This window comes from Nocardioides sp. Root240, assembly GCF_001428825.1.
Taxonomy (GTDB): domain Bacteria; phylum Actinomycetota; class Actinomycetes; order Propionibacteriales; family Nocardioidaceae; genus Nocardioides.
Window position 1 is genome coordinate 19,422 of record NZ_LMIT01000014.1, and the last position, 18,358, is coordinate 37,779.

The window sequence follows — 18,358 nt, forward strand, 5'->3', positions numbered from 1 at the left end:
CTGGCACCACGAACCGTGGCTAGTGGTTGCCGCAAACCACACCTCGCGCAGCCCTTGCGCACGGTTCGTGGTGCCCTTGCGCACGGTTCGTGGTGCCCTTGCGCACGGTTCGTNNNCCACGGTTCGTGGTGCCATTTGGCACGGTTCGTGGGTCAGGGGGTCGCGCGGACCATGCCCTTGCCGGCGAGCTGCTCCACGAACGCGGCGACGTCGTCGCGGCAGGCGTCGGGCGTGACGTCGTACTCCTCGGCGACGAGCTCGCACAGGCCGGCCAGGTCGCGCGGGACGTCGAGGTGGCGCCAGAGGGTGGCGGCGACGCCCTTGACGGCGTAGTACTCGCCCTGCTCGAGGCCCAACATCACGAACTCGCCGTCCATCTCGACGGCCTGGAGGGCGGCGTCGCGGACCCAGAACTGGGCGGAGCGCTGGTCAGGTCGTTGCCGCATGGTGAGTCTCCCGTGAGGTGGTGGGCCCGAGTCGGATGTCGTCGAGGATCGCGTCGGCCGAGGCGACGACCGAGTCGATCCCGCGTGGCCGGTCGACCCGGCTGAGCCAGGTCGTGGCGGCGAGGGCGGCGCTGCGCGCCAGGTGGGTACGGCGGTGCTCCCCGACGAGGAGCTCGTTGCGGTAGCTGTGCTCGTGGAGCGTGGTGAACACGGCCGCGCCGTCGATCGGCGTGAGCTGCAGCGGCCCGTCGTGGCGATCGAGGACGTACAGCCAGCGCACCGGCAGGGGCGGCAGCGGCGGGCGGTCGTCGAGGGGCAGGTGGTACTTGTCGTACTCGTCGCGGACCGGGCGCAGGTCGTGGTCATGGAGCCCGATCCGGTCGAGGGCGTCCTGCCAGAGCTTGAGCCGCGGCCAGCCGGGCAGGGCGCGACCCGCGTCGTCGATCGGTACGACGTCGTCGCTGAGCACGTCGTGCCCGCGGCGGTGCATCTCGGCGGCCAGGGTCGACTTGCCGGCACCGGAGTGGCCCAGGACGACGGCGCACGCGTCGCCGACGCGGAAGGCGTTGCCGTGCAGCACCAGGTGCCCGCGCTGGATCATCAGCGCGCCGAAGGCGGTGCCGAGGAGGAAGAGGCGGACCACGTCGGGCGCGACGCCGGGAAGCGGGTCGACGGTGATCCGGTGGCCGCCCTCGGCGCAGTAGCGCCCGACGTCCGGTACGTCGACGCCGATCCGGTCGCCGTCCGCCCACATCCCGAGCGGCAGTACGGCGGCGCCGGGTCCGGGCGCGGCGACGGTCCCGCAGCGGATCACCACGTCGGCCGGACCGGCGGCGGCCGGGCCGGAGAGCTCGGCACCGAGGTCGGGCAGCGGCAGCTCGCTGTCGACGCGGAGTCCGTAGCCGGTGTACATGGTGACCGTCCGAGTGAGTCAGGGGAAGGAGGAGTTCAGCGGGAGCGGGGTGCCCAGGCGAAGCTGCCGACACCGGTCCAGGTGCTGCCGGAGCCGCCGGTGACGGCGACCTGGTCGGCGGCGACCCAGACGTGGGCCTTCAGGGTGCCCGCGTCGTCGCGGCGCAGTCCGAAGGTGACGACGTGCGGCACGCGAGCCGCACGGAGCAGCAGCCGGGCGGTCAGCGCCTGGGGAAAGCACTCCGAGCGCCACGGTGTCCGGCGCGCTGCTGTCTGGACCGTCCAGCCGATCTTGCGGGCCCGATCGAGGTCCTTCCCGCGGAGCAGCAACGGGACCGGACTGGTGTCCGGTCCCGTTGCACGCGGAGATCGGTGCTCGCCCAGCAGGTGGCGGACCACCTTGAAGGGCAGGACGAGCATCAGCAGCCGGGTGATCCCCAGCAGCAGCCAAGCCGCCGCGACGGCCAGTCGAGCGGAACCGCTCAGCTGCCGATGCCGATGATGATGTCGAGGTCGAGGCCGACGCCGATGTCCTGCGTGGCACGCAGGCTCAGAGCCTCGAGCACGGGCGGGGTGTAGGTCTGCTTCATGTGCGGCTCCTCAGGGAGTCTCGGTGGCGCTGTTTCACTCAGATGACGTCCCGAGAAGGTCGTACTGACAAGTGAACGCTCCAATCGGGCCCGGGATATGGGTGTTGGCGGATCCGCCCGAAAGTTTTTACCCAAGGATTCCGGCGACCAGCGGATCAGCTGGTTCCCCCGCGGCGTGAGCGGCCCGCGTGCCATCCTTTTCCGGTGACCTCCGCGGCGTTCGACCTGCTCTGCCGGATGGTCCGCAGGGCGCTCGACGCCGAGGAGGGCGTCGCGGGCGACCCGGTCCCGATGGGCGACGTCGCGGCCCGCGACCTGCTCGCCGCCGTCGGCCGGCACCGGGTGCCGGAGCTGCTCCGCGGCCAGGCCGACGCGCTGGGGCTGACGCCTGAGGTCGTGACCGTCCTCGACGCCATGCGCGAGGCCTCGCGCCAGCGCCAGCTGCTGCACGCCCTCGAGACGGTGCGTGCCTGGCAGCTCCTCACCGACGCCGGCATCGACGCCCTCGTGTTCAAGGGCATCCCGCTCGCCGTCCTCACCACCGGCACGCCCGACGCGCGTGGCGCCGGCGACGTCGACGTCCTCGTCCGTCCCGGCGACACCGCCGCGACCCACCGCGTGCTGCGTGCCGCCGGCTGGCAGCTCCACGAGGCCGGCCGGATCGAGCCCGAGATGTGGGCGTGGGGGTACGTCGTGCGCTGGGGCCGCACGCTGACCTACCTCGGCTCCGGCGCGGACGTCGACCTGCACTGGCGCCTCGACACCATCCCGGGCGCCCAGCCGCCCACCGAGGACCTGATGGCCCGCAGCGTGGAGGTGCCGGTCGGCGGCGTGCGGATCCCGACCCTGTGCCCGGCCGACGCCTTCCACCACCTCGCCGCGCACCGCGAGGGCTGGATCTGGCTGCGCACCCTCGTCGACCTGCGCCGGCTGGCCCGCGACCCGTCGGTGCACGACCAGGAGCTCGGTACGCCGGCCCTGACCTCGCTCGCCGTGGCCCGGGCGACCGTGGGCCTGCCCGCCGGCGTACCCGCCTCCCTGCACGCCGCGCTCGACACCGTGCCCGCCGCCGCGCTGGTCGGTGCCCGCGAGCAGCACCTCCGGCCGACGAGCACCTGGAACGGCGCCGGACCGCTCCAGGACTTCCGCTACGGGCTCGCCTCCGCCCGCCGGCCGCGCGACCTCGGCCACGTCGCGGTCGGCCTGGTGCTGCCTGCGCACGCCGCGCTGCAGGTCACGGCGACGAGTGCCTGGACCGGTGTCCCGACCGCGCTGGGGCGCCGCGCCCGCCGCTTCACCCGTCGCTGACCCGGGAGTCGCGCAAGCTCAGCGTGAATGCAGGCTCAGACCCGGTGGACCTTGTGCTGGGCCGCCTGGGCCCGGGGCTTGATCACCAGCTCGTCGATGTTGACGTGGGGCGGCCGGGTCGCGACCCAGGTGATCGCGTCGGCCACGTCGTCGGCCACCAGCGGGTCGGGTACGCCGGCGTAGACCGCGTCCGCGCGTGCCTGGTCGCCCCCGAAGCGGACCAGCGAGAACTCGTCGGTCTGCACCATCCCGGGCGCCACCTCGCAGACCCGCACCGGCTGGTCGAACAGCTCCAGGCGCAGGGTCTGGGTGACGGCCCTGGTGCCGTGCTTGGCGGCGGTGTAGCCGGCCCCGCCCTCGTAGACGAGCCGGCCGGCCGTCGACCCGACGTTGACGATCACGCCCGCGCCGCTTGCGACCAGCGCGGGCAGCAGCGCCTGGGTCACCAGCAGCACGCCGAGCACGTTGACGTCGTACATCCGCCGCCACTCGTCGGCGTCCGCCTCGGCGACGGGGGAGAACCCGAACGCGCCGCCGGCGTTGTTGACCAGCACGTCGAGCCGTGGCCCGACCGCCTCGGCGAGCGCCGCGACCTGCGCGGCGTCGGTGACGTCGCAGGCGACCGCGCGCCCGCCGATCTCGGCCGCGAGGGCCTCGACCCGGTCGGCGCGCCGTGCGGCGCAGACCACCGTGAAGCCCTCGCGCGCGAGGTGGCGGGCGGTGGCCGCGCCGATCCCGCTCGAAGCACCTGTGACGACCGCGATCCGAGCACTCATGGCCCCCATCCTTGCCGATCGGGAATGCCGGGCACACTGGGAGGGTTGGGCTGTCGCCGGAGTCCGTCCGGAGAACGCCGGAGAACGTCGCAGAACGGGGAGGTGGCATGGCCGAGTCGATCGAACGGGTCGCCATGGTCAGCCTGCACACCTCGCCCCTCGACCAGCCCGGCACGGGCGACGCGGGCGGGATGAACGTCTACGTCGTCGAGGTCGCCCGCCGGCTCGCAGCCAGCGGCATCGCGGTCGACATCTTCACCCGGGCCACCAGCTCCACGCAGGAGCAGCTCGTCGAGATGTGCGACGGCGTCACCGTCCACCACGTCCACGCCGGGCCGTTCGAGGGCCTGAGCAAGGACCAGCTGCCCGGTCAGCTCTGCGTCTTCGCGCGCGAGGTGCTGCGTGCGGAGGCTGCGCACCCGGCCGGCCACTTCGACGTCGTCCACTCCCACTACTGGCTCTCCGGCCAGGTGGGCGCGCTCGCCCGGGACCGCTGGGGCGTGCCGCTCGTGCACTCCATGCACACCATGGCCAAGGTCAAGAACGAGGCGCTCGCCGCCGGCGACACCCCCGAGCCCGCCGCGCGCGTGATCGGCGAGGAGCAGGTCGTCGAGGCCGCCGACGTGCTGATCGCCAACACCGACCTCGAGGCCAAGCAGCTCATCAACCTGTACGACGCCGAGCCGGCCCGTGTCGAGGTGGTCCACCCCGGCGTCGACACCGCGGTGTTCCGCCCGCTGACCGCTGCGCAGCGGCTGCAGGCGCGCCACGAACGCGACCTGGCCGAGGACGCCCTGGTCCTGCTGTTCGCGGGCCGGATCCAGCCGCTGAAGGCCCCCGACGTCCTGCTCCGCGCGGTCGCCGAGCTGCTGGTGCGGCGTCCGGAGCTGCGGCCGCGGCTCGTCGTACCCGTGGTGGGTGGGCCGTCCGGCTCGGGCCTCGAGCGTCCTGCGGCGCTCGCCAACCTCGCGGCCGACCTGCGCATCGATGACGTCGTCCGCTTCGTGCCGCCGGTGCCCCAGCACGAACTCGCCGGCTGGTACGCCGCCGCGTCGCTGGTCGCCGTGCCCTCCTACAACGAGTCGTTCGGGCTGGTCGCCGCCGAGGCCCAGGCCAGCGGCGCCCCCGTCATCGCCGCCGCCGTCGGTGGCCTGACCACCGTGGTCCGCGACGGCCACAGCGGCCTGCTCGTCGACAGCCACGACCCGGCCGACTGGGCCCGGGCCCTGGAGCGCGTCGCCGTCGACCCGGCGTACCGTGACCGACTGGCTGCGGGCGCGCTCGTCCAGGCCGAGCAGTTCTCGTGGGAGGCGACCGCCGCCCAGACCCTGGCCGTCTACGGACGCGCCCACTCCCTGATGCGCGAGGAGGCAGGAGCCCTGCGATGAGCCACCCGACCGACCCGATCGAGGCCGTGCGTGACCACCTGACGGCCAACGACATCGAGTTCGAGGAGACGGCCGAGGGCACCTTCAGCTTCTCGCTGCCCGGTGAGCGCAAGCTGCAGACGCCCGTGCGCCTCGACGTCGGCCCGCACGCGCTCGGGGTCCACGCGTTCGTGTGCCGGCGCCCCGACGAGGAGTTCGAGCGGGTCTACCGCTGGCTCCTCGAGCGCAACATGAAGATGTACGGCGTCTCCTTCGGCATCGACCGCCACGGCGACATCTACCTCGACGCCCGGCTGCCGATGTCCTCGGTCACCCCCGACGACCTCGACCGCCTGCTCGGCTCCGTGCTGACCTACGCCGACGAGTCGTTCAACACCATCCTCGAGCTCGGCTTCGAGACGTCCATCCGCAAGGAGTGGGCGTGGCGGATCGACCGCGGTGAGTCGACCGCCAACCTGGAGGCGTTCCGGGGCTGGCTGGAGTCCTCGGACTGACCGGTTCTGCCCCGCCGGGTCAGGGCCGCGCGCGGACCCCGACCTTGGGGCTCCACAGGCTCCGCCCGGCCTTCGAGTTGGCGACCACCTGGCAGGTGTAGGCCTTCCCCCGGCGCAGTCCGGTCACCACGACCGTCGCACGGGTGGCCAGTCCGGTGCCGCGGACGACGTGGCCGGCGCGGTTGCGGCAGACCGCGGCGTACGACGTCACCCTGGCGCCGCGCGCCTTCGACGCCGTGTGCGTGAGCACCGCGGCCCGCGCCGTCAGGCGCTTGGTCCGGGTGATGGTCGGACGGGTCGGGGTGATGCGAGCGGCCCGCACCTTCAGCTTCTTGAGCGAGAAGGTGAAGCCGGAGGCCTCGATGAAGAAGCCAGCGCCGTCCGGGTCCTGCCACGTGGTGAACGAGCCGCCGCCCGTGCCTCCGTTGATGGTGCCGCTGAGGCTGCCCGGCACCAGCGTTTCCGGGTTGGGGATGCCCATGTCGAGGCGCATCTGGCGGTGCGACACGCGGAACCGTACCGATCCCACGACCGGCGTGGTCGTCCCGAAGTAGAAGTGCGGCGCCACCACCTCGGTGGTCAGCGCATGGGAGCCGTCCGCCTGCTCCTCGAAGAAGATGCCGTTGTAGGTGGCGTTGGTACCGGCGTACTGGCCGATCGAGGACTCGTCCGGATCGTCGAGGTCGGCGAGGTCGATGTCGAAGACCATGTCGTTCGAGTCGGCCGTTTCGGGGCAGAACCAGGGCCAGTCGACCCCGGCGACACAGCCGTTCGCCCACAGCACGGGGGTGCCGGCGACCTGGAACCAGTTGCTGCTCGTCCCGGTGCCGCGGTCGACGTCGATGAGGCCGTAACGGCCGGTCGCGCGCTCAGGGTTGAAGGACAGCGGCGTGCGCACCTTGAGAACAATGACGTCGGTCGCGGCCAACGCGCTCACGTCGACCGCGGGGTGCAGTTCCTGCCGGCCGGATTCGGATGTCGGCGCGGCCTCGACGGTCGCCCCTGAGAACACTGGGGTGCCGTTGACCGTGAGGGACTCGACGCAGGGCGCCGGGACGTCCACGCACCAGCGCTCGGCGAGCGCGGACGCGGGGGAGGCCACGACCGTGGCTCCGGCAACAGCGGCCAGGGACGAGCCCAGGAGCGCCAACGAGATCAGACCGGCACGAGTGCGCATGGGACCACTGTCACCCAAGCCGGGCTCGCGCGCCGCCGAATCCGCGAGATTCGGGACCCGCCGTTCAGGAGGTCGAGCGCAGCCGCGCCGCCTGACGGGTCAGGTGGTCGCGCTCGGCGGCGTTCGTGGCCTTCTGCGCGGCGACGGCGTAGAGCCGGGCCGCCTCCTCCCGGGCGCCCGCCCGCTCGTGCAGCCAGGCGGCGGCGGCATCCCTGCGCGGCACGTCGGGAGCGACGGACTCGAGTGCGCGCAGCCCGGCCAGCGGGCCGTCCGCCGCGCCGACCGCGACCGCCCGGTTGAGCAGCACGGGCGGGCCGGGTGCGATGCGGAGCAGCTCGTCGTACCACTCCACGACCTGCACCCAGTCGGTCTCCTCGGCCGTGGCGGCGTCGTCGTGGAGGGCCGCGATGGCGGCCTGGACCTGGTACTCGCCGAGGCGGTCCCGCGCCAGTGCCGCCTGCAGGACGTCGACGCCCTCGGCGATCATCGCCGTGTCCCACCGCGTCCGGTCCTGCTCGGCGAGCGGTACCACCCCTCCCGACGAGGTACGACGGGCCGAGCGCCGCGCGTGGTGGAGAAGCATCAGCGCGAGCAGGCCCTCGACCTCCGGGTCGTCGGTGGCCGCCGACAGCTGCCGGGTCAGCCGGATCGCCTCGTCCGCGAGGTCGACGGACCCCGTGAAGCCCTCGTTGAAGACCAGGTAGAGCACCCGCAGCACCGCGGTCACGTCGCCCGGCTGGTCGAAGCGCTGGCCCGACACCGTCCGCTTCGCCCTCGAGATGCGCTGTGCCATCGTCGCCTCGGGCACGAGGAAGGCCTGCGCGATCTGCGCGGTCGACAGCCCGCCGACCGCACGCAGGGTGAGCGCGACGGCGGAGGCCGCGCTGAGCGCGGGGTGGCAGCAGCGGCTGAGCAGCAGCAGCGTGTCGTCGGCCTGCTCGGTGGGTCCGGGGGCGGGCTCCCGCTCCACCCGCTCCTCGCGTCGAGCCCGTGCGATCGCGGAGCGCTGCTCGTCGATCAGCTTGCGGCCGGCCACCGTGACCAGCCAGGCCTTCGGGTCGTCCGGGCGGCCCTCGGGCCAGCGGCGTACCGCCTCGACGAGGGCCTCCTGCACGGCGTCCTCGGCCGCCGCGAAGTCGTTGCCGCGACGGACGAGGACACCGAGCACCTGCGGCCCGAGCTCCCGGAGCAGGTCGGCCAGCTCGAGGGTCACCCCGCGGTCATTCCGTGACCACGGGCGGCTCGCCGTAGAAGGGCCGCACCTCGATCCACTCGTGGATCGGCCGGCCGCCCTGCCCGGGCGCGGCCGAGAGCGACGCGGCGGCCTCATAGGCGCGCTCGTCGGAGTCGACGTCGATGACCATCCAGCCGGCGATCAGCTCCTTGGTCTCCGGGAACGGGCCGTCGGTGACGGGCGGGCGGCCCTCGCCGTCGTACCGGACGAAGGTGCCGCGCGGCTCGAGGGCCTGGCCGTCGACGTACTCGCCGCGCGCCGCCATGTCGTCGGCCCAGTCCCGCATGAACTGGATGTGCGCGGTGATCTCCTCCGGCGCCCACTGGTCCATCGGGGCGTCGCAGCCCGGGACGGGCTCGGGTCCGACGGTGCGCCGGTAGTGCTTGAGCAGAAGGTACTTCGCCATGACGATCTCCTTGGTCCGAGACGGCCATCCTGCCGCCTTCACCCCTGGGACGGAGCCGTTCGACGTCCCTCGACATCCCCGGCCGAAGAATTTTCTGGCCGGATCTCGGAGAGGGATGTCCGAAACTCGCGCGACGGGTGTCGGTGGTCGTCCCTAGATTGTCCGGGTGACGAAGCGCGGCTGGTCGCTGTTCCTGGCGATGTGTCTGATCTGGGGCCTTCCCTACCTGTTCATCCGCATCGCGGTCGAGCACGTGTCGCCGGCCGGCCTGGTCTTCCTGCGCACGGCGCTCGCCTCGCTCGTGCTGCTGCCGGTCGCCCTGGCCCGCCGGGAGGTGGCCCCGGTGCTCGCCCGCTGGCGTCCGCTCGCGCTCTTCGCGTTCATCGAGATCATGGTGCCGTGGGTGCTGCTCGGGCACGCCGAGCAGCGGATCTCCTCGTCCCTGGCCGGTCTGCTGGTGGCTGCCGTCCCGCTGTTCGGCGCGCTGGCCTTCCTGGTGACCGCCCACGCCGAGCGCTTCAGCACCTCGCAGGCGGCCGGCCTGGTCCTGGGCTTCGCGGGTGTCGCGTGCCTGGTCGGACTCGACCTCGACCACGTCGACCTGCTCGCGGTCCTCGAGATGCTGGGCGTCGCGGTCTGCTACGCCGCGGGACCGCTCGTGCTCGCACGCTCGTTCTCCGACGTGTCCGGGCTCGGCGTGATGGCGTGCGCGCTGAGCCTGACCACGCTGGTCTACCTCCCGTTCGCGATCGCCGACCCGCCGACCGACCTGCCGGCGAAGGCGTGGGGGAGCATCGCGGTGCTCGGGCTGGTCTGCACCGCGCTGGCGTTCATCGTCTTCCTCGACCTGATCAAGGAGGCCGGGCCGACCCGGTCGACGATCATCACCTACGTCAACCCGGCCGTCGCGATCGTGCTCGGCGTCGTCTTCCTCGACGAGAGGGTCACCACCGGCATGCTCGTCGGCTTCCCGCTGATCCTCGTCGGCTGCGTGGTCGCCGCCGGCGGCCGGGCCGCGGAGGCCGACGCCACGGTCGCGGCCAGCACGGAGCCCGCGGCCGACGTGCTGCTCGAGATCGAGGCGGAGCCCGAGCCCACGCCCTGACCCGGCGCAGGGTCCGGGTTCAGGCCACCGCCGTCGCCACGACGTGCTGGTCGCGGCCGGCCCGCTTGGCGGCGTACAACGCCCGGTCGGCGGCGCGCAGCAGCGCGTCCGGGTCGTCCCCGTCGAGGGGGACGCCGCCGATGCTCACCGTGACCCGCTCGTGGACCCCGCCGAGGGTGCGGGTGTGCTCGCGCACCGCGGCGGCGATCGACCGGGCGACCTCCTCGGCGCCCGCGATCTCGGTGCCGGGCAGCAGCACGGCGAACTCGTCGCCGCCGAGCCGCGCCACCGCGTCGGTACGACGGGCGCGGCGCTCCAGCACCCGGCCCAGGGCCACCAGCAGGTCGTCCCCGGCGGCGTGGCCGAGGGTGTCGTTGACCTCCTTGAAGTGGTCGAGGTCGAGCAGCAGCAGCGCTCCGGCGCGGTCCTCGCGGCGCGCGGCGGCGAGCTGGCGCTCCAGCTCCTGCTCGAACCAGCGCCGGTTCGGCAGCCCGGTGAGCGGGTCGTGGTGGGCCAGGTGGGAGAGCTGCTCCTGGAGGTGCTCGCGCTCGGTCACGTCGACGACGTTGACCAGCAGCACCTCGTCGCTGTCGCCGCCGCCCGAGCGCAACCGGGTGCTGGTCAGGCTGACCGTGCGGACCAGGCCCTGCCCGTCCCGCAGGTGCCACGTGGTCTCCGCGGCGGCGGCCGGGTCGTCGGCCGCGCGGGCCAGGTGGTCGGCCAGGGAGTGGTCCCGCTCGTCCGCCGAGAACGACGCCACGGCACGCCCGACGAGGTCCTGCTCCGAGCGGCCGAGCAGGTCGCACAGGGCGGGGTTGAGGCTGATCAGCAGGCCGTCACGGCTGAGCACGGCGATGCCCTGCGGTGCCGCCGCGAACAGGCGCTCGAGATGGTCGCGGGCCTCGGTCAGCTCCGCCACCACGGCCCGCACCTGGGCATGGCTGAACGCGAGCGACAGCCCGGCGACCAGGGTCATGAGCACGCAGAGCTGGGCGACGAGGGCTCGCGCGGTGACGTCGTGGAAGGCGAGGAAGGGTCCCTCCCCGAGCAGGGTCAGCCAGATCGCGGTCGTCGCGCACGCGAGGCTGTGCAGGATCACCGCCAGCGGCGCGAAGCGGATCCCGGCCCAGAACGTCGGCACCAGCACCAGGAACGCCAGGGCCGGCCCGACGCCCGACGTGAAGACCGCGACGTAGACCCCGAAGGTCGTCGCGGTCAGCAGCAGCGCCTCGACGACGCGGCCCGCATCCTGCGGTCGCAGCCCGCGTGCCGCCACCCGCAGCACCGCGCGGGCGCCCCCGGAGCGCGCGGCCGCGGAGAGCGACGGACCCGCGAGCAGTCCGACGAGGGCCACCGCGACCAGCCCGGCGGTGTTGCGCCCCCACCACGCCAGCAGGGTCAGCAGGGTGCCGCTCCCGGTGACCAGGTGCAGCCCGAGCGAGCCGAGGAGCGCTGCCGCAGCGCAGCCGAGGAGGGCGGCCGCGACGAGCCGCCCGAGCTGCTCGAGGGTGGCCAACGGCCGAGCGCCGCCGAAGGCCCAGACCTCGGGGAGCCAGCGGTGCGCGAAGGTCAGGAAGAGCCCGACCTGCAGCAGGTTCGCCGCCACGAACACCAGCGCCAACGAGGGTGAGGCGCCCGTCGTCGCGTTCACGACGAAGGCCGCGCACGCCAGCGCGGCCACGTCACCGGCGCGGGTACGACGCCCGCCGGTCGCCAGCCACAGGGCGGCCACCCCGGCGGCCGGCCAGACCAGGCTGAGCGCCGTGCCGTCGATGATCGTCGCGCGCCCGACGTACCCGGCGGCGACGAAGGCCGCCACCCACACGACGAGACGCACGACGGCATGCCTCGACGCAGGGGTGGGGGACCTCATGCCACCAGGATCGGCAGGCGCGCCGTCGTCCTGAGGTCGCGGGCTCAGACCTCCAGCTTGTAGCCGAGGCCGCGGACCGTGACGAGGTACTTCGGCTCGCTCGGCTCGGGCTCCAGCTTGGCGCGCAGGCGCTTGACGTGGACGTCGAGGGTCTTGGTGTCGCCGACGTAGTCGGAGCCCCAGACCCGGTCGATCAGCTGGCCGCGCGTGAGCACGCGCCCCGGGTTGCGCAGGAACATCTCCAGCAGCTCGAACTCCTTGAGCGGCAGGCGCTGCTCGACGCCGTCGACCGTCACCACGTGGCGCTCGACGTCCATCCGCACCGGCCCGGCCTCGAGGGTGTCGGGGAGCAGCTCGTCGCCCAGGCCGCGGCGCAGGACGGCGCGGATGCGCGCGACCAGCTCGCGGGGGGAGTACGGCTTGGTGACGTAGTCGTCGGCGCCCAGCTCGAGACCGACCACCTTGTCGACCTCGTCGTCCTTGGCGCTCACCATGATCACCGGGACGTTCGACGTCTGCCGGATGGTGCGGCACACCTCGGTGCCGGGGATGCCCGGCAGCATGAGGTCGAGCAGCACGATGTCCGCGCCGTTGCGGTCGAACTCCTTGAGCGCCTCGTTGCCGTCGGCCGCGATCGCGACCTCGAACCCCTCCTTGCGGAGCAGGTAGGCAAGGGCGTCGCTGTAGCTCTCTTCGTCTTCGACGACAAGTACCCGTGTCACGGGCGTTCCTCCTGGTCTTCCATGTGGTCGTGCCGGCGGCGCTCCGGATGGTCCGGGTTCGCGGCCAGCGAGGCCAGTCCGACGAAGGGGGAGCCCTCGTCCTGGTGCGGGTGCTGGGGCAGCGTCAGCGTGAAGGTGGAGCCCTGGCCCTCGACGGACCAGACGCGCACCTCCCCGCCGTGGGTCGCTGCGACGTGCTTGACGATGGACAGGCCCAGGCCCGTCCCGCCCGTGGAGCGGTGCCGGGCGGGGTCCACCCGGTAGAACCGCTCGAAGATCCGCTCGACCTCGCCCTCGGGGATGCCGATGCCCTGGTCGATCACGGAGATCTCCACGTTGTGGCCGACGTGCTTGCGGGTCACCACGACCCGCGAGTTCGGCTCGGAGTAGGCCACCGCGTTCGCGACGAGGTTACTCACCGCCGCGCCGACCTGCTTCTCGCTGCCGAGGACCTTCAGGCCCTCCTCGCCCTCCGCGATGACGGCGATGTCCTTCGCGTTCGCGGTCATGCTGACGAAGTCGACGGCCGAGGCCACCACCTCGTCGAGAGCGACCGGGACCGGCGACTCGAGCGGCTCGTCGCCCTGCAGGCGGGAGAGCTCGATGATCTGCTGGATCAGGCGGGAGAGGCGGTCGCTCTCGGTCAGCATCCGCGACGCGAAGCGGTAGACCGCGTCCGGGTCGTCCGAGGCGTCCTGCACGGCCTCGGCGAGCAGCCGCATCGCCCCGACCGGTGTCTTCAGCTCGTGGCTGACGTTGGCCACGAAGTCGCGTCGTACGGCGTCGACCTGGCGCTCGCGGGTGCGGTCCTCGACCAGCGCGAGCACCAGCCGCGAGCCCAGCGGGGCCACGCGCGCGGTGACGTGGCGCGGGCTGCCGGAGGCGCGGGGCACGATCAGCTCGGTCTCACGGATCTGCCCGTCGCGGCGGACCTGCCGGATGATCTCGCCGAGCTCGTCGGAGAGCAGGGTCGCGCCGCGGACGAAGCCCATCGCGAAGGCCGGCGCGGACGCCTTGAGGACCTTGTCGGACTCGTCGACGACGACCGCGCTGCTGCGCAGCACGGAGAGCACCGCGGCGACCCCGTCCGGCAGCAGCGGCTCCTCGGGGGCGCGGTACAGGTTCTGCTGGCGGTCGCTGAGGTGCCATGCGAGCATGGCGCCTCCGGCGACGAGGGCGCCGAGGAGCGCAGCCAGGAAGGCTTGCGTCGTCGGGTCCACGTTGAGATCGTACGGTGACGCTCGGTCGAGTCTCGGAATCGAGAATGCCGTGCTTCGCGATGTTCACCCCTCGTTCACTGGGGACGGCATATCCGACACCTCGGATCCGTACCCTCGGAACCATGCGTGATGCCTACACCGACGAGCTCGACGCCATCTTCGACGACCTCGCTGCGATCAGCCGTCAGGTCCAGGTGGCCGTCAAGGACGCCACGAAGGCCCTCCTGACCGGCGACTCCTCCATCGCGGAGCGGGTCATCTCCGCCGACGCCGAGATCGACCGGGCCCGCGAGAAGGTCGAGGAGAACGCCTTCTCCCTGCTGTCGCTGCAGGCGCCGGTCGCCGGTGACCTCCGCACGGTCGTCGCCGCGCTGCGGATGGTCGCCGAGCTCGAGCGGATGGGCGACCTGTCCGTCCACGTCGCCAAGGTCGCCCGCCTGCGCGTCCCGGACATCGCGATCCCGACCGACGTACGCCCGACGATGGAGCGGATGGCCGCGGTTGCCGAGGACATGGTCAGCCGGGTCACCCAGGTCATCGCCGACCGCGACGTCGAGGCCGCCATCGCGCTGGGCCGCGACGACGAGGAGATGGACCAGCTGCGGCGCACGAGCTTCACCGAGCTGCTCTCCGACGACTGGAACCACGGGGTCGAGGCGGCGGTCGACATCGCGCTGCTGGGCCGCTACTACGAGCGGATCGCCGATCACGCCGTGTCCGTCGCCAACCGCGTCGTCTTCGTCGTGACCGGCCACCACCCGGCGCCCGCAGCCTGAGCCGACTCCCGGCGTACGACGACGGCCCGCCCCCGGTTGGGGCGGGCCGTCGTGCGTTCCCGTGGGGGTCAGGCAGCCTCGGCCTCGGCGACGGGGACGACACGCACCCGGCGCCGGGCCAGCAGTGTCGCCGCGCTCGCCAGGCCGATCGCGGCGATGATCGAAGCGGCCGCGAAGCCGGCGTGGGCGCCGGCCAGGAAGTCGCCCGGCACGCTGTGCGAGGCGAAGACCGACGCGATCACCGCGAGGCCGACCGCACCGCCCAGCTGCTGCATGGTCTGCAGCAGGCCGGAGGCCGCGCCGGCGTGCTCGGGCTCGACACCCTGCAGCGCGAGCGAGGTGATCGGCATGAAGCTGCCGCCCATGCTCAGGCCCATGACCAGCAGGGCCGGGAAGACGCCGGTCCAGTAGCTCGTGGAGGCGTCGATCTGGTTGAGGAAGACGAAGCTGCCGAGCACGCCGGTGGCGCCGGCGACGATGATCGGGGGCTGCCGGAACCGGGCCACCAGGCGCGGGGTGATGCGCGACATGGTGAAGACGCTGAGCGGGATCGGCAGGAAGGCGAACCCGGTCTGCAGCGGGCCGTAGGCGAGGTCCTCCTCGAAGTACTGCACCATCAGGAAGAAGGTGGCCAGCATGCCGCCGTACAGGCCGGCCATGGTCACCAGCGTGGCGACCCGGGCGCGGTTGCGGAGCAGGCCCAGGCGCAGCAGCGGGTGGCTGTGGCGCGCCTCGGTGACCACGAGCAGGACCGCGAGGAGTGCCGCGACGGCGAACCCGCCGATGGTGGCCGCGGAGGCCCAGCCGTGCTCGGGGGCCTTGATCAGCGTCCAGACCAGGGCCACGGCGGCGCCCGTGGCGCTGACGGCGCCCACGACGTCGAAGCGGCCGGGGCGACGGGGGGTGTCGGCGACGTACCGGCGCACGGTGAGGAGCACCGCCAGGCCGATCGGCACGTTGATGAACAGGGTCCAGCGCCACGACAGCAGGTCGGTGAGGACGCCGCCGAGCAGCATGCCGAGCGCGGCGCCGCCGGACGAGACGGCCGTGAACAGCGCGAGGGCGCGGTTGCGGGCGGCCTCGTCGGCCGCGGTGGTGGTGATCAGGGCGAGCACGGACGGGGCGGCGATCGCGGCACCGACGCCCTGGAGGGCGCGCGCGGCGACGAGCATCCACGGCTCGGTGGCGAGGCCGCCGAGGAGCGAGAAGAGCGTGAACACGGCGAGGCCGATCCAGAAGACCGAGAGCCGGCCGAACACGTCGCCGAGCCGGCCGCCGAGGAGCAGCAGCCCACCGAACGCGAGGGCGTAGCCGTTGAGGACCCACGACAGCGACGCGGCGCCGAAGTGCAGGTCGGTGGCGATGTGGGGGAGACCGACGTTCATCACGGCGGAGTCGAGGACCAGCATGAGCTGGGCGAGCAGCACGATGTAGATGCCCGCGGCGGTGGTGGTCCGGGCGGTCGCCCGGGAGTCCGCCGGGGTGGGCGGTGAGGTGAGCGTGGAGGAAGACAAGGGTGGTGTCCTGTTCTGGCGGGAGAGGCCGAGGTACTCTTAGCGGAGGATGACTCCGTTTGATCTTCCACGATACGGAGGGTCCCTCCGTTTAGCAAGTGAAAGTGGTGAACCCGTTGCGCGCCGACGCCGTACGCAACCGTGAGCGGATCGCGGACATCGCCCGTCAGCTGTTCCGCGAGAAGGGCTACGACGCCGTCTCGATGGACGAGGTCGCCAAGACCGCCGGGGTCGGCATCGGCACGCTCTACCGCCACTTCCCGACCAAGGAGGCGCTCTACGACGCCGCCATCCAGGCCTGGGTCGAGACCGTGAACGCCGCCGCCGAGAAGTCCCTCGCCTCCGAGGGCGCGCCCCGCGACCGCCTGCTCGCGTGGTTCGAGGCGTACGTCGAGTTCCTCACCCGGCACAAGGGCGCCGCCTGGCGGATCACCAGCGCGCTCGGCGACGACGACTCGCCCTTCGCCGCGAAGTGCCGCACCTACCTCAACGCCAACCAGCGGGTCATCGACACCCTCGCCAGCGAGGGCGCGCTGCGCGCGGACGTCGACGCGATGCAGCTGTGCCGCCTCGTCGGCGGCGTCGCCGCGGTGGTCGACAACAGCGAGCTCGCCCCGGACGCGGCCCGGTCGATGCTGGCCGTCGTCGCCGACGGCGTGCTGGCGGGCTGACGGCTCGCCGACGGGAGTTTCACCGGCCGGCCGGTGAAACTTGTGACGGGTGGGATCCGAGCGGGGCTCAGCGACCCTGGTTGGCGACCGCGGCGGCAGCAGCAGCGGCGGCCTCCGGGTCGAGGTAGCGGCCACCGGGGACGGTGGGCGCCAGGGTGTCCTCGTCGAGCTCGTAGACGAGCGGCATCCCGGTCGGGATGTTGAGGCCGGTGATGTCGGCGTCGCTCATCTGGTCGAGGTGCTTGACGATCCCGCGAAGGCTGTTGCCGTGGGCGGCGATGAGGACCGTGTGTCCGGCGCGGAGGTCCGGCACGATCCCGGCGTCCCAGTAGGGCAGCATCCGGTCGATGACCTGCTTGAGCGCCTCGGCGCGGGGCAGGTCATCGCCGAGGTCGGCGTAGCGCGGGTCGCCGGCCTGGGAGTACTCGTCGCTGTCGTCCAGCGGCGGCGGCGGGATGTCGAAGGAGCGACGCCAAAGCATGAACTGCTCCTCGCCGTACTCGTCCTTGATCGCCTTCTTGTCCTTGCCCTGCAGGGCGCCGTAGTGGCGCTCGTTGAGGCGCCACGAGCGGCGGACGGGGATCCAGTGGCGGTCGGCGGCGTCGAGCGCGAGCGCGGCGGTGTTGATCGCACGGCGCTGCAGGGAGGTGTGCACGACGTCCGGCAGGATGCCGGCCTCCTTGAGGAGTTCGCCGCCGCGGACGGCCTCGCCGCGCCCCTTCTCGGTCAGCGCGACGTCGACCCAGCCGGTGAAGAGGTTCTTGGCGTTCCACTCGCTCTCGCCGTGGCGGAGCAGGACGAGGGTGAACGTCATCAGTGAGCGCCCTCGGGAGCCGGGGCCTCGTTGGCGCAGTTGTAGGTGGCGTCGCCACCCTCCTCGCCGTGACCCTCGGCCGCGTCGGACTCCTCCGCGTGCGCGGTGTCCTCGTCGGCAGCGGCGGTGTCGCCGTGCGGAGCGGGGACCTGGGTGTACTGGAAGCACGGCTTGACGACCGGTACGCCGAGCGACGCGGTCTCGCCCGTGCTGAAGGTCAGGTCGAGGGTCACCACGTCGCCTGCGGTGAAGTCGCCGGTCAGGGCGATCGGGGCGAGCGTCGCCAGGTTGACCGTGCCGCGGGCCTCGACGTCGACCTTCTTGAAGTCGGACGCGGTGACGGTGCCGTCGGGCGACGACACGGCGTCGAGCGAGGCGGGCTCGGCGTTGTTGTTGGAGAGCGCACCGATCAGGCGGCCCTCGCCCTTCGCGGTGGCGAGCACCCGGATGCCGAGCGCGTCGACCGAGTGCTCGCGGTTGTTCTCGCCGCCGGCGATCGTGTTCACCCGGTCGGTGGGGTAGTCGAAGCCACAGGACGAGAGCGTCGCGGCGGCGGGCACGAGGGCCAGCAGCAGTCCGGCGATCGCGGTCGGGCGCAGGTGGGGCATGTCGGCAGGCCTCCGCTGGTCTGTCGTGGTCGGCCGGTGAGGGCCGGTGGAACCGGGTCGGTCGCCCCGCGGCGTACCGACGGGAGCGGCCACACTCTAGTGGACANNNGCCGGGAGTTCCTCGGGTGCCCCGCGTCCCGGGCACGCACCCCGCGGCGTTGCCGACGCTTGCTGGACGACACGGTACGGCTGCGCGCCGGCGCCTTGCGGTGCACGCACCCAGAACACGGGTCACCTCGAGCAACTCCCGGCGATGTCCACAGTGGACAGCCAGCACGGCTACTTGCTCAGCCCGACCTTCGCACCCATCACGGCGATCGCGAT

At 72.7% G+C, this 18,358-nt stretch carries 19 protein-coding genes; 6 read left to right on the forward strand and 13 right to left on the reverse strand.

The features are described 5' to 3' along the window. Positions 1-152: 152 nt before the first annotated feature. The 3 genes from ASE20_RS25065 to ASE20_RS20500 are packed head-to-tail and all read right to left on the reverse strand — an operon-like array spanning position 153 to position 1,844. Positions 153-446 (reverse strand): PqqD family protein, encoded by a 294-nt coding sequence (locus tag ASE20_RS25065; protein WP_056896444.1) that lies wholly within the window; start codon positions 444-446, stop codon positions 153-155. Continuing rightward, positions 430-1,359: a hypothetical protein gene (locus tag ASE20_RS25070; protein WP_056896445.1), complete on the reverse strand. Its 930-nt coding sequence runs from the start codon at positions 1,357-1,359 to the stop codon at positions 430-432. The genes ASE20_RS25065 and ASE20_RS25070 overlap by 17 nt, the downstream gene beginning before the upstream one ends. Before the next feature lie 35 nt (positions 1,360-1,394). Then, the gene (locus ASE20_RS20500; RefSeq protein ID WP_157538590.1) at positions 1,395-1,844 is read right to left on the reverse strand and encodes a lasso peptide biosynthesis B2 protein; all 450 of its coding nucleotides are present in this window, start codon (positions 1,842-1,844) and stop codon (positions 1,395-1,397) included. A gap of 308 nt (positions 1,845-2,152) precedes the next feature. On the opposite strand from ASE20_RS20500, the gene ASE20_RS20505 reads away from it, so the two are divergent. Next, a complete protein-coding gene (locus tag ASE20_RS20505) occupies positions 2,153-3,256 on the forward strand; it encodes a nucleotidyltransferase family protein (protein WP_056896447.1) in 1,104 nt (367 codons plus the stop codon). 35 nt (positions 3,257-3,291) lie between these two features. Here ASE20_RS20505 and ASE20_RS20510 read toward each other — a convergent pair whose 3' ends face one another. Beyond that, positions 3,292-4,041: an SDR family NAD(P)-dependent oxidoreductase gene (locus ASE20_RS20510; protein WP_412778599.1), complete on the reverse strand. Its 750-nt coding sequence runs from the start codon at positions 4,039-4,041 to the stop codon at positions 3,292-3,294. Between the two features lie 98 nt (positions 4,042-4,139). Between ASE20_RS20510 and mshA the strand changes: the two genes are divergently transcribed. Both mshA and ASE20_RS20520 read left to right on the forward strand, forming a co-directional pair. Then, positions 4,140-5,420, forward strand: coding sequence for a D-inositol-3-phosphate glycosyltransferase (mshA, locus tag ASE20_RS20515; protein WP_082612708.1), 1,281 nt, complete (start codon positions 4,140-4,142; stop codon positions 5,418-5,420). Then, on the forward strand, positions 5,417-5,914 hold the full coding sequence (locus ASE20_RS20520; RefSeq protein ID WP_056896449.1) for a YbjN domain-containing protein: 498 nt from the start codon (positions 5,417-5,419) through the stop codon (positions 5,912-5,914). The genes mshA and ASE20_RS20520 overlap by 4 nt, the downstream gene beginning before the upstream one ends. Before the next feature lie 19 nt (positions 5,915-5,933). Here the strand turns inward: ASE20_RS20520 and ASE20_RS20525 are convergent, their stop codons facing one another. From ASE20_RS20525 to ASE20_RS20535, 3 genes are all read right to left on the reverse strand, one after another. Further along, on the reverse strand, positions 5,934-7,091 hold the full coding sequence (locus ASE20_RS20525; protein ID WP_056896450.1) for a fibronectin type III domain-containing protein: 1,158 nt from the start codon (positions 7,089-7,091) through the stop codon (positions 5,934-5,936). A gap of 64 nt (positions 7,092-7,155) precedes the next feature. Next, entirely contained in the window at positions 7,156-8,304 is a 1,149-nt protein-coding gene (locus tag ASE20_RS20530; protein WP_056896451.1) for an RNA polymerase sigma factor, read from the reverse strand. Between the two features lie 7 nt (positions 8,305-8,311). Continuing rightward, a complete protein-coding gene (locus tag ASE20_RS20535; RefSeq protein ID WP_056896452.1) occupies positions 8,312-8,731 on the reverse strand; it encodes a YciI family protein in 420 nt (139 codons plus the stop codon). 166 nt (positions 8,732-8,897) lie between these two features. On the opposite strand from ASE20_RS20535, the gene ASE20_RS20540 reads away from it, so the two are divergent. Continuing rightward, positions 8,898-9,836: a DMT family transporter gene (locus ASE20_RS20540; protein ID WP_056896453.1), complete on the forward strand. Its 939-nt coding sequence runs from the start codon at positions 8,898-8,900 to the stop codon at positions 9,834-9,836. A 19-nt stretch (positions 9,837-9,855) separates the two neighbouring features. Here the strand turns inward: ASE20_RS20540 and ASE20_RS20545 are convergent, their stop codons facing one another. Genes ASE20_RS20545 through ASE20_RS20555 form a run of 3 tightly spaced genes read right to left on the reverse strand, consistent with a single transcriptional unit; the run spans position 9,856 to position 13,651 of the window. After that, positions 9,856-11,709: a diguanylate cyclase domain-containing protein gene (locus tag ASE20_RS20545; protein ID WP_082612712.1), complete on the reverse strand. Its 1,854-nt coding sequence runs from the start codon at positions 11,707-11,709 to the stop codon at positions 9,856-9,858. A 44-nt stretch (positions 11,710-11,753) separates the two neighbouring features. Continuing rightward, positions 11,754-12,431, reverse strand: coding sequence for a response regulator transcription factor (locus ASE20_RS20550; protein ID WP_056896455.1), 678 nt, complete (start codon positions 12,429-12,431; stop codon positions 11,754-11,756). Continuing rightward, complete coding sequence (locus tag ASE20_RS20555; protein WP_082612714.1) at positions 12,428-13,651, reverse strand: sensor histidine kinase; 1,224 nt, start codon at positions 13,649-13,651, stop codon at positions 12,428-12,430. Before ASE20_RS20555 ends, ASE20_RS20550 begins: the two co-directional genes overlap by 4 nt. Positions 13,652-13,773: 122 nt before the next feature. Here ASE20_RS20555 and phoU point away from each other — a divergent pair, with 122 nt between their 5' ends. Next, entirely contained in the window at positions 13,774-14,427 is a 654-nt protein-coding gene (gene phoU / locus ASE20_RS20560) for a phosphate signaling complex protein PhoU (protein ID WP_056896456.1), read from the forward strand. A 68-nt stretch (positions 14,428-14,495) separates the two neighbouring features. Here phoU and ASE20_RS20565 read toward each other — a convergent pair whose 3' ends face one another. Further along, entirely contained in the window at positions 14,496-15,941 is a 1,446-nt protein-coding gene (locus ASE20_RS20565; RefSeq protein ID WP_225869167.1) for an MFS transporter, read from the reverse strand. Between the two features lie 104 nt (positions 15,942-16,045). On the opposite strand from ASE20_RS20565, the gene ASE20_RS20570 reads away from it, so the two are divergent. Beyond that, a complete protein-coding gene (locus ASE20_RS20570; RefSeq protein WP_225869168.1) occupies positions 16,046-16,612 on the forward strand; it encodes a TetR/AcrR family transcriptional regulator in 567 nt (188 codons plus the stop codon). Between the two features lie 67 nt (positions 16,613-16,679). Here the strand turns inward: ASE20_RS20570 and ASE20_RS20575 are convergent, their stop codons facing one another. Next, positions 16,680-17,426, reverse strand: a complete 747-nt coding sequence (locus tag ASE20_RS20575) for a phosphoglyceromutase (RefSeq protein ID WP_056896457.1) — start codon at positions 17,424-17,426, stop codon at positions 16,680-16,682. Next, a complete protein-coding gene (locus ASE20_RS20580; RefSeq protein WP_056896458.1) occupies positions 17,426-18,034 on the reverse strand; it encodes a hypothetical protein in 609 nt (202 codons plus the stop codon). Before ASE20_RS20580 ends, ASE20_RS20575 begins: the two co-directional genes overlap by 1 nt. Between the last annotated feature and the right edge of the window lie 324 nt (positions 18,035-18,358).